This is a genomic window from Bacteroidales bacterium, from assembly GCA_013141385.1.
Classification (GTDB): Bacteria; Bacteroidota; Bacteroidia; order Bacteroidales; family Tenuifilaceae; genus UBA8529.
Genome location: JABFRB010000021.1, coordinates 34,708 through 46,852 on the forward strand (window position 1 = coordinate 34,708; position 12,145 = coordinate 46,852).

7 protein-coding genes are annotated in these 12,145 nt (G+C 36.5%); 5 read left to right on the forward strand and 2 right to left on the reverse strand.

The window, feature by feature from the left end; all coding sequences use genetic code 11:
• Nucleotides 1-58: 58 nt before the first annotated feature.
• From HOO91_13120 to HOO91_13140, 5 genes are all read left to right on the forward strand, one after another.
• Nucleotides 59-2,089, forward strand: coding sequence for a family 20 glycosylhydrolase (locus HOO91_13120; protein NOU18491.1), 2,031 nt, complete (start codon nucleotides 59-61; stop codon nucleotides 2,087-2,089).
• Entirely contained in the window at nucleotides 2,070-4,586 is a 2,517-nt protein-coding gene (locus HOO91_13125; protein NOU18492.1) for a glycoside hydrolase family 2 protein, read from the forward strand. The genes HOO91_13120 and HOO91_13125 overlap by 20 nt, the downstream gene beginning before the upstream one ends.
• Before the next feature lie 207 nt (nucleotides 4,587-4,793).
• Complete coding sequence (locus HOO91_13130; protein ID NOU18493.1) at nucleotides 4,794-5,759, forward strand: NAD-dependent epimerase/dehydratase family protein; 966 nt, start codon at nucleotides 4,794-4,796, stop codon at nucleotides 5,757-5,759.
• A gap of 212 nt (nucleotides 5,760-5,971) precedes the next feature.
• Nucleotides 5,972-6,487, forward strand: coding sequence for a plasmid pRiA4b ORF-3 family protein (locus tag HOO91_13135; GenBank protein NOU18494.1), 516 nt, complete (start codon nucleotides 5,972-5,974; stop codon nucleotides 6,485-6,487).
• A 10-nt stretch (nucleotides 6,488-6,497) separates the two neighbouring features.
• Nucleotides 6,498-7,016: a prolyl-tRNA synthetase associated domain-containing protein gene (locus HOO91_13140; GenBank protein ID NOU18495.1), complete on the forward strand. Its 519-nt coding sequence runs from the start codon at nucleotides 6,498-6,500 to the stop codon at nucleotides 7,014-7,016.
• A gap of 53 nt (nucleotides 7,017-7,069) precedes the next feature.
• Here the strand turns inward: HOO91_13140 and HOO91_13145 are convergent, their stop codons facing one another.
• On the reverse strand, nucleotides 7,070-9,643 hold the full coding sequence (locus HOO91_13145) for an adenosylcobalamin-dependent ribonucleoside-diphosphate reductase (protein NOU18496.1): 2,574 nt from the start codon (nucleotides 9,641-9,643) through the stop codon (nucleotides 7,070-7,072).
• Nucleotides 9,644-10,161: 518 nt separating this feature from the next.
• On the reverse strand, nucleotides 10,162-12,141 hold the full coding sequence (locus HOO91_13150; GenBank protein NOU18497.1) for a DUF5017 domain-containing protein: 1,980 nt from the start codon (nucleotides 12,139-12,141) through the stop codon (nucleotides 10,162-10,164).
• Between the last annotated feature and the right edge of the window lie 4 nt (nucleotides 12,142-12,145).

The following is a 12,145-nucleotide window of genomic DNA, read 5'->3' on the forward strand; positions in this document are numbered from 1 at the left end:
AGGAGTGTGTTTTGCTTATAGGTAATATAGCGGATATGCATATAAAGAAAAATCAAACATGGGCAAAAAATACTTTTATCTAATAGTAGCAATCATTTTACTAAAAAGCGGGTATGCACAAACCCTAAACCTCATGCCTTGGCCTGCTGAGATAAAAATTGTTGAAGGACAATTTGTGGTTGACAAAAACTTAAAGATAGGGGTAGAAGGAAACCCGAATAAACGATTTCACCCCAACCTAGTGAGATTTATTCAACAACTTAGCAAACGAACAACTATCCCCTTTGACCGTGACTCTGTGCTAGTATCTCCTGTAGATGCAAGTATGGTAATTAAAATTAGTCGTCCCGGTATTGTAAAATTAGGTGAGGATGAATCGTATACGTTGAAAATTGATAATAATAAGATACTAATAACATCCCAAACGGAACTTGGAGCAATGCATTGTCTGCAAACATTACTTCAACTGCTCGAAAGAAATAAAGAATCATTTTATTTTCAGCAATTGGAGATCAATGACAAACCCCGCTTCGCTTGGCGTGGGCTGATGATTGATGGTTGCCGGCATTTTATCCCAGTTGAAGTGATTAAGCGCAATATTGATGCAATGTCAATGGTTAAGCTAAATGTATTGCATTGGCATCTGAGCGAAGATCAGGGTTTTAGGGTTGAAAGTAAAGCATGCCCAAAATTACATCTAATGGGCTCTAATGGAGAATATTATACTCAGGAGCAAATTAAAGATGTGATTAGCTATGCAAACGAAAGGGGTATTCGGGTAATGCCCGAATTTGATATCCCTGGACATGCTACCGCATGGATGGTTGGATATCCTGAATTGGCATCAGCAAGCTGTTCTTATAAAGTAGAAAAGTTTTTTGGCGTTTTTGATCCTACCATAGATCCAACGAAGAAGGAAACCTATAAGTTTTTTGATAAGTTCTTCAAGGAAATGTCACACCTCTTTCCCGATGAGTATATGCATATAGGAGGAGATGAAAACAATGGTGTTCAATGGAACAAAAATCCGAATATTCAGGCATTCATGAAGAAGAACGGGATTAAGAGCAACCATGAATTACAAGCCTATTTCAACCTAAAAATCTTAGAAATCCTTAAAAAGAATGGTAAGAAGATGATTGGTTGGGACGAAATTTTTCAGCCATCGCTTCCCAATAGCATTGTAATTCATTCATGGAGAGGGCGTGAGGCTATGGAAGATGCTGCTAAAAAGGGATACCAAAGTATTTTATCTAATGGTTACTATATCGATTTATTCAAGCACGCATCGGAGCATTATCTAAACGACCCTTTACCAAAGGATAGCAAATTGTCACCAACTGAACAGAGTAGAATACTCGGGGGCGAAGCAACCATGTGGGCTGAATTGGTGAATACTGAAAATATCGACTCAAGAATTTGGCCTAGAACTGCCGCTATTGCCGAAAGATTTTGGTCTCCGGGAGATATTAACGATGTTGATGACATGTACCGAAGATTAGATGTTGTGAACCTTAGGCTTGAAGATGCTGGTATTGAACATATCAAATGCAGGGATGTTATGATGAGGCGTCTTTGTAATGGCTATAACATCGAACCCTTAAAAGTTCTTCTTGACGCATCAGAATCCCTAAAAGGTTATAAACGACATGGAAGCAAACCTTATACAACTGAGTATCCACTATCAAGGCCTGTTGATGCTGCCTTGTCCGATGCTCCTGATGTTGTGCGTTTCAGGTTATTGTTCAATGATTATAAAAAGACAAAAAATAAAGAGTCTTATTCCCAAATGTTGGATTTGCTCGAAAAGTGGGTTAATAACCAAGCGTTATTTAATTCATTATCAGCCAACAATATTGCTTTAAATGAGGTTGTGCCGTTATCCGATAATCTAATGGAGTTGGCCTCCATTACCCGTAAACTGCTTATTCAACTCAATTCAGGTATTAAAGTTGATGAAATTGAAAGCGATATGCTTAAAGTTCAAATTAATAGATTAAAATCTCCCGTTGCAGAGATGGAACTTCCACTATCTGCCTTAACATTAGACATGATTAACCTGCTAAAGGATGGAAATAAAATGGAATAAAAGATTTGTATTTATAATAGCTTTATTACTTCTGACCTTAAGGACATCCATTGCTCAGGAGGGGGTTATGCTTTTAACTTCAGGATGGAAGTTTAGAAAAGCGAATACTATCGAAAAGTGGTTACCAGCAACAGTCCCCGGGAATATTTACTCCGATTTATTAGCCAATAAGCTAATTCCAGATCCTTATGTGGGCTGCAATAATTCGAAGTTAAAATGGGTAGATGAGTGCGATTGGGAATATCAAACACAATTCACTATCAACAGTGATATGTTTCTTAGGAGCGAAACCGAACTCGAATTTAAAGGTCTCGACACCTACGCTAAGGTTTATCTTAACGACTCCCTTATCCTTACCGCTGATAACATGTTTAGATCGTGGAAGGTAAACTGTAGTAACTATGTAAAAAACGGGGGAAATTTCTTAAAGATAATATTCAAATCGGCACAAAAACAGGTAGAAGAGCAAGCTACAAAACTTCCTTACAGGCTACCAGGAGGTGATTGGGCTTACATCCGCAAACCTGCATATAATTTTGGTTGGGACTGGGCACCAACACTTAAAACATGTGGAATATGGAAGAAAGTTTATCTCCGAACTAAACCAGATTTCTATATCGAAAACTTTTACTTTAAAATAGCGGAGCTTAATGAATCTAAGGCGGATATAGAAGCAATTTTTGAGGTTAATTCCCCAAAGAAACAGCAGATTTCCGTCGAAATTATCGATAATAATTCTCGCACAAGCATAATAGAACAGAAAGCAGATGTTCAGAAGGGTAAAACCCAAATCCAAACAAAATTCAAAATCAGTAATCCAAAACTTTGGTGGCCAAATGGAATGGGTTCTCAGTACCAATATTCGCTTAGTTGCCGGGTATTGAATCGTGATGGAAAACTAATAGTTATTGATAAATTGCTAGGATTAAGAAAATTAGAAATTGTTACTAAGCCCGATAGTATAGGTTCATCATTTTACATAAAAGTAAATAACAAGCCCTTGTTTTCTAAGGGAGCGAATATTGTTCCGCCAAATTCTCTAATATCTGCGGTAAGAGATAATGAGTGGATTGCTCTTGCTGAAAATGCTCAACGCTGTAACATGAATATGCTTAGGGTTTGGGGCGGCGGTATTTATCCCCCCGATGCCTTTTATGAAGCGTGCAGTAAAAAAGGAATTCTTGTGTGGCAGGATTTTATGTTTGCCTGCTCAATGTATCCTTGGGATAGTTTGTTTTTAAAGAATGTTAGGCTGGAGGCTACGGAACAGGTACAGCGATTACGGGGGTTTCCGTGTGTAGCCCTATGGTGCGGGAATAACGAAATCGACGAAGGATGGCACAATTGGGGATGGATTAAACAGGTTGATACCATCCAAAATGCCACCAAATCAATTTGGAGTGGATATAATAGTTTATTTAATGAACTGCTACCAACCATCGTAAAGAACTACGATCCCGAAAAATTCTATTGGCCCTCCTCTCCTCAATTTGGTTGGGGTCGAAAGGAAAGCATGAAAAGCGGAGATTCCCATTACTGGGGTGTTTGGTGGGGTTTAGAACCCTTTAGCGTATTTAAAACAAAGATCCCTCGATTTATGTCTGAATATGGATTTCAAGGTTTTCCAGATGCTCGTACAGTACTTTCATTTTCTAAGGATGGAAAGACTTTTCCAGATTCATTAGAGCTATTAAGCCATCAGAAGCATCCTGTCGGATATCAAACAATCTCAAAGTACATGCAATACACGGGGTTTTATCCTAAGACTTTAGAGGATACTATTTATTTTAGTCAGGTGGTTCAGTCCATCGGGTATCGCACAGCGATTGAATCTCACAGAGTTTCTATGCCTTACTGTATGGGTACACTCTACTGGCAGATGAACGATTGTTGGCCTGCTGTTTCATGGTCAGGAATTGATTTTTATGGAAGATGGAAAGCCGTACAATACACGATTAGAGATGTATATAGGCCGATTCTCATATCACTAAATATTAACAATGAGGAAATAGCCGCTAACACTGTTTCCGACAATCAAACGCCAACCGAAGGAGAGTTAAAAGTCCTTGTATATAATACTAATGGTGATATCCTAAAAAGATGGATAAATCCTGCAATTGTTAAACCAAATATATCCGCACAAATATTAAAGGTTGCTAATGAATTCAATATAGCTGATTCTAGCAATACTTTTGTCTATGCAGAATTTGAATCAAAAGATGGAGAACAATTCAACACCTATTCTTTTTATTGTAAGCAGGGAAATCTTAAGTTAATAGACCCAGAAATAAAAGTTAAAATGGATAGCGAAAATAATCTAATACTTGCCTGCAATCATCCTGCTTTTTACGTTCAGCTATCATCCACATTACCATCATTTAATGTTGATAATAACTATTTCAACATGCTTCCTGAAAAAGAATATCGAGTGAAAATGACAGGTGGAGATTTTAAAGATCTAGTAATAAAATCAATGTGGGATTATTCAAAGAAATAATTGATTTAAAACATGAATAGTAGCTGTTTACTAAGGTATTTAACTCTACAATATTTACTAATTCTGTCGAAAAGTATGAGTTTGGTCAGTATTGTAAAACATCTTTTAATTACAATTACTATTCAACCAAAAAATATACTTTTGTGAAATTAATAACAATTCAAAAGTAAACCAAAGAAATATCTTACAAACTATTACCATTCTAATATGAAAAACATACTTGTTGTAGGTGCTGGTGGGCAAATTGGTTCCGAATTAGTTCCTTACTTGCAAAATATTTATGGGAAGAATAATGTTGTTGCAACCGATATTAATTGTAGTGCATGTAGTAAACTAGCTGAAAATGGCCCATTCGTTGAACTTGATGCCTTAGATGCAAAAAAATATGCGGAAATAGTAAAAGAGTATAAAATTGATGCCATTTTTAACCTTGTTGCATTACTCTCTGCAACAGGTGAGAAAAACCCACAACTTGCTTGGAAAATCAATATGGGCGCATTATTAAACTCCCTTGAAATTGCTCGCGAAAACAAATGTGCTGTATTTACACCAAGTTCCATTGGTGCTTTTGGTAAATCCTCTCCTCTTGACAATACACCTCAGGATACAGTTATGCGTCCCTCTACAATATACGGTGTATGTAAGGTAACTGGCGAAATGCTTAGCGATTACTACTACACCCGTTTTGGCGTTGATACCCGTAGCGTACGATTCCCCGGTATCATCTCAAACGTTACCCTTCCCGGAGGTGGAACAACAGACTATGCAGTTGAAATTTACTATGCTGCAATAAAGGAAAAAAAATTTACTTGCCCATTACCAGCAGGTACTTTCCTAGATATGATGTACATGCCCGATGCGCTTGAAGCTTGTGTTAAACTTATGGAAGCAGATCCTTCAAAGTTAAAACATCGTAATAGTTTCAATATCACATCAATGAGTTTTGATCCCTCTAAAATTTTTGAGGCAATAAAAAAACGCATACCCGAATTTTCAATGAATTATAACGTTGAACCTGTTAAAAAAGCTATTGCCGATAGTTGGCCTAACTCTATGGACGACTCTTGTGCACGCAGTGAATGGGACTGGAACCCAAAATGGAATCTTGAGTCTATGACTGATGATATGCTAAAGGTCATTGGTGATAAATATAAAAAAGGACAGATCAAATAATATTTATCCACAATAGAAAAACCTAAGGAAAAACCTTAGGTTTTCTGCTTTAAGGTACAAATTTGTTCATAGAGTTAATCATTACTAATCTCATGTACCGATAGTTAATACAAATAAATATTAAATTATCATATAGATATCAAAATTAAAACAAACTTTATAATAGATTCAATAAGTTTTGTAGATTTGATCAAACGGTTTTCATTCAATATATGGCTAAGATATTTGAAATTAAAGCAACTCTAATTGGTTTAAAACCCGATATATACAGGGTGTTTAGGGTTGATAGTTCAATAAAACTCCAAATGCTTCACGAGGTTTTTCAAGCGTTGTTTGCTTGGGAAAACTTCCACCTACACTTCTACCAAGATTCACATGGGAGTGAAATTAAAAAAGAAGATCAGGTAGAACTTGGTCAATTTCTCTCAAAAGGAGTGAACCTAACTTATGTTTATGACTATGGTGATTCTTGGACACTTGACATTTCGCTTATTAATAGTTTCGAAGATACAACACAAGGGAAATATCCTAATTGTATTGGCGGTTCACGCAAAGCACCACCAGAAGATTCGGGAGGAGTAACTGGTTATGAAATGGCATTAGAACTGATGAGGGATAATGGAAAGATAGATTTTTCATTAATATCAGAATGGTATGGGAAAGATTATGATCCTGAATATTTTAATCTTGATGAAATAAACAAAGCTCTTTCGCAATTGCAGAGTTAACCCCTTTCTTATGAGTTTAGATGTTGACCGAAGAGGAGATCCCCTGCTTTACAGTGTATTACAAGATCTTAATATTCAATTTGAATACCATGAACACCCCCCTGTTGCTACCGTTGAGGAGGCATCAAAGTATTGGGCAGGAATTGATTCAACACATTGCAAAAACATTTTTCTCCGAAATCATAAAGGCGATAAGCATTATCTAGTTATCCTTGAATATAGAAATAATGTAAATATACGTGAACTAGAACAATTGCTGAAACAAGGAAAGTTATCCTTTGCCTCACCACAAAGAATGATGAAATATCTTGGCCTTGAGCCAGGTTCAGTTTCTCCTTTTGGGCTGATTCATGATACTTCTAAACATGTTCATCTATTTTTGGATGACAACCTTCAAAAAGCCGAAAGATTGAGTTTTCATCCAAATTTTAATACCGCATCAATTATTATCAAATACAACGATTTTATTCGCTACCTAGATTGGAAAGGGAATGGTTACGAGTTTATAAGATTATATGCGGGAAAATAAAAAACCTTCCCGTTTAAATAAGAAGGTTTTTGAGGATATATCAAGTTAATAGTTTACCCGCATTTAGAGTGTCCACAGTTTTTGCAAATTAAGCATCCCTCCTGATATACAAGAGAATTCGATCCGCAAGACATACACTTTTTGCCCTCTTTTGCCTTTGTTCCATCTGGTATATACTTACGCAGCGACCTTTCAACACCAGTTTTCCATGTGTTTATGGTTTCGCTATCAAGACGAAGTGATGATACAAGGTTAACAACATCTGGAATTGGCATTCCATTCCTTAGCACTCCAGAGATTAATTTTGCATAGTTCCAAAACTCCTTATTGAACATATGCGATAAACCCCCAAGCGTATTGGTGTAACCATACTTGTCTACATACTGAAAATCGTAACGACTTCCTTTTTCATCTTTTATCTTAATAATTTTACCTTTTGTAACAAGTTTAGGTATTGGCAATACATCATCTTCGGAAATACCTGTAAATATTTCGTACGGTAGGTTATTATACAAACCAACAAAAGCAATCCAACTCTCATGTTTGTTTTTAAATCTAATAATATCGCATTCAAGTACATCTGGGCGTTTTGATGGGAATAACGACTCCTCTCCTTCTTTAACTTTCCCCTTTTTGTTTGAAACAAGAACCCCGTCACGAGAGCCATCACGATAAACCGTGCAACCCTTACAACCGCTTTCCCAAGCTGTTTGATAAACTCTAGCAACCATCTCTTCTGTTGCATCCGAAGGAAGATTAACGGTAACGCTAATAGAATGATCTACCCATTTCTGAATCATTCCTTGCATCTTAATCTTGCTAACCCAATCAACATCATTAGATGTAGCTTTATAGTAAGGTGATTTTGCAACTAGTTCATCAATCTGCTCATCGTTAAAGGTTTTTACCTCCTCCGTGCTATAGCCATTTATATTGAGCCAAGTAAGAAATATATGGTGAAAAACGTTAAATTCCTCCCACTTATCACCAACCTCATCCGTGAAAGTAATATTGACATTCTGATCACCTGGGTTAACTTTTCTCCGACGTTTATACACCGGAAGAAATACTGGCTCAATACCCGAAGTGGTTTGAGTCATTAAACTGGTTGTTCCTGTTGGTGCAATGGTAAGTAAAGCAATATTTCTACGACCATACTTAACCATATCGTTATAAAGTGTTTCGTCCTCGTCCTTTAATCTATTAATAAAGGGATTTTGCTTTTCGCGTTGAGGATCAAAAATTGGGAAAGGGCCGCGTTCTTTAGCAAGAAAAACTGAAGAACGATAAGCCTCAATAGCCAATGTTTTTTGTACTTCAACTGCAAAATCAATTGCATTATCGGATCCATAGCGAAGATTTAGACCTGCAAGCATATCTCCCTCGGCAGTAATACCAATCCCAGTGCGACGACCTTCAATTGCCTTCTGACGAATCTTGCGCCATAAGTTTCGCTCTACCTGCTTGACTTCCTCCTCCTCTGGATCGGTATCAATCTTAGCTTGAATGGCATCTATCTTTTCCAATTCAAGGTCAATAATATCGTCCATAATTCGCTGTGCTGCTATAACATGCTTCTTAAATAAATCGAAGTTAAAGCGTGCTTCCGAAGTAAAAGGGTTATCAACGTAATTATAGAGGTTTAATGCAATTAGTCTACAACTGTCGTAAGGACAAAGTGGAATTTCACCACAAGGGTTTGTTGATACGGTTTTGTACCCTAAATCGGCATAACAATCAGGAACAGATTCTCTTATTATAGTATCCCAGAATAAAACTCCTGGTTCAGCCGATTTCCATGCATTATGAATGATTTTATTCCATAGGCTAAGGGCATCAATTTCCTGACGATATTTTGGTTTATGAGAACTAATTGGATATTGCTGTACATATGTAGTTTGAGAAAGAACCGATTTCATAAACTCATCGTCAATCTTTACCGAAACATTTGCGCCAGTAATCTTACCCTGCTCCATTTTAGCATCAATAAACCTTTCGGAATCGGGATGTTTAATTGAGATACTGAGCATTAAAGCGCCACGACGACCGTCCTGAGCAACCTCCCGTGTTGAGTTTGAATATCTCTCCATGAATGGAACCACTCCTGTTGATGTGAGTGCGCTGTTTAGTACCGGGCTTCCTTTAGGGCGAATATGTGACAGATCATGACCAACACCTCCTCGACGTTTCATAAGCTGAACTTGCTCTTCATCAACTTTCATTATGCCACCATAGGAATCTGCTTCATTTCTGGTGCCAATAACAAAGCAGTTTGAAAGAGACGCTACTTGGTAGTGGTTTCCTATACCTGTCATGGGTCCACCCTGTGGAACAATATATTTGAAATCCCTTAATAGTTCATAAATCTCCTCCTTACTCAAAGGGTTTGCATACTTCTTCTCAATTCTTGCAATTTCAGAAGCAAGCCGCTGGTGCATATCATCAGGCGTTAATTCGAAAATGTTTCCAAAAGAATCCTTGAGAGCATATTTGCTGACCCAAACCTTAGCGGCCATCTCATCACCCCTGAAATACTTGATGCTTGCCTCTACTGCTTCATCGTGCGAGTAAGTCTTAATCTTATCTTTAAGTTCACCCATTACAGTGGTTTTATTCTCCTTATTCATAATTATTTACAATCTACTGCGGTTGGTTTGGTTTTATTTTCTTATATGATAAATGAAAAGAGAAAAAGTATATGATTTTTATACCGAGAAAATATTTACGAATTTATTAAACCAACGCCGTTTTAACGCCATAAGTATAGGTTGAAAATATTAACATTAAATTATAGTTATGAACATAGTAATGAATTATATATCAAATTAATACAGAAACACACTAGTGTTCAATTAGTAACAAAAACAATGCTGTATTGATTCTGAAAATGAATTCTTTAACAATAAATTAATCTGTTATTAATATATCTACATATATATTACCTAGCTGTTCGACAATTAGATATAGACTTTACTTGTACTAATAAATGGTTAAACAAGATTAATAAACAGGTTGACAAGTGTGTAGAAAAAGTCAAGTCCATTTTATTATTTGTTATTAACATGAAAAATAAAAAACCTGACAGGTTTTAAAAACCTATCAGGTTAAAATCAATGACTATTTATAAAAAAATTAATGCTCTTGCTTACATCTTTGCCTTTGATACAAACTCAAATGTTGGAGGCGTACCAGAAGCAGTACATTTGAACTTGTAGTTATAGGTATCTGTTACGGAAGACGTAACGCCATCTGGAGTGTAAACTTTTACCCTAACATTGTAATATACATCAAGTCCACTTATTTGTGGAATTGCATTTGGGTAACGTAGTTGAAGAAATATTCCCATACCCTCTTGAAGCCTTGTCCACAGTAAAGCAACCTTATCTGCATTTGTTGTTAAAGCAGATAATTCAGGGTCTAATGAAGCTGGCTGTGTATAAGGATCCGTGAAGAACGGATTACGATAGCTGAGCCTGAAACTAACATTTGAATAGTTACTGGCAAAACCATAGTAATATTCTGCATTCGCATATTTTACATCATAGAATTTTGATATTGCAGGGGTATTCTTAACATAATTAACCATTAATAAATAATCGGAAGCAACCATATCTAACGTAACCGTTGGATCAAAAACCCAACCATCTACCGTGAATATAAATTGCTCTGCCTTATTGATCTTAAATGTGTTTGAAGTCCATACACCACTGGTCATTGTATACTGTGTAGCGCCAGAGTAGGTTATCGTGCTACTAGATTTGTACACAAGTGTTTTAACATCACCCTCAAGAGCGTAAGGGAATTTTTGTTTTAGGTACTGTGGCAAATATAATGGAACATTTGTTGAAGAAATATAACTCAAACCCATTGCTGTATAATCCGCTGGCTGTAGAGAAACAAAAATGCCATCTGCTACCAAAGGAGTTATCCATGTAGTTCCATTATATTTATACACAACGTACTGTTTTTCTGAACTTGGAACTGATAAAGCAGTTCTCATTTCGGAAACCTTTACGTTATCAATTTGATATGTTGTTGTAATCTTGGGACTGGTAGCTGTTCTGCTATCCCCACTATACTTAAAAGCAATGTAAATCTTTTTACCAATATATGATGATAAATCAGATGTACCCGCACTTGCAAGAACTCCATACCCGCTTGTTGGGATTTGTGGAAAGGCAAAGTCAGATGTTAAGTCTACCCATGTAGCATTCTTAATGTTATCCTTATTGCCGTCAAAATTCTCAGAGACCAAAACAGTTAAACAATCAGCATTCCAATAACCTACGTTAACATTAAAGGTAAATTGAGGTGCAATTGCATATGTCAAGTCAATTTGTTTGGTAAGTAAAAAACTATTATTCAATTCATTAGTTGCGTTTGATGTTACTTGAGCATACTTATTCGAACTAAATGTTCTGCAATACCAAATCCCTTTAGTCCCAGAAGTATCTTTTTGTTGCCAACCATTTTCTCCAATAGCAGTATATGGTGAAGATGTTGCACAAGTATGGGTTTCGAAGTCATCATAAAAATACTTGTAATCAACTACACCAGAAGCAGCTTCAGTAGAAGAGTAGTTATATTCTACAAACTTATATGTTCCGGAAGTGGCCGTTGGAAATTTTGAAGTTAATAATCCTGGGATTTTAGATGAAGGCGATTTAGCTGGTGTAAAAGCATTAACATATAAAATTGGATCTCCCCACACTGACTTATAATCAGCATCAGATATGATATTTATAGTAGTAAGATCCGTCATATATGTTGGCTTATCTTGACCAAATGTAGAAGTAATAATAGCCGATGATCCTACATCACCAAAAGGGTATTTAGTCTTTAGCAAAAATGGAACATATATAGTTCCTGGTACTGATGTTGAAAAGTACTTGTTTGTGGCAATGCTTTTTGCAAGAGCGGAATCAGCGGCATTAGTTGCTGCTGCCAGTGCTGCTTTGCTAATTGTTGAATAATCAGCATCAACAAGTTGGTAGGTATATTTTACCAAGTTGGTTGGCTTGGCTTTATCATCAAGCCCCGTGAATTGATCGTTGAAATCCTTACAACCTCCGAGTAGAACTGCGAAAGCAAATCCAGAGATCAACGGAAAAAATATCTTTTTCATAATT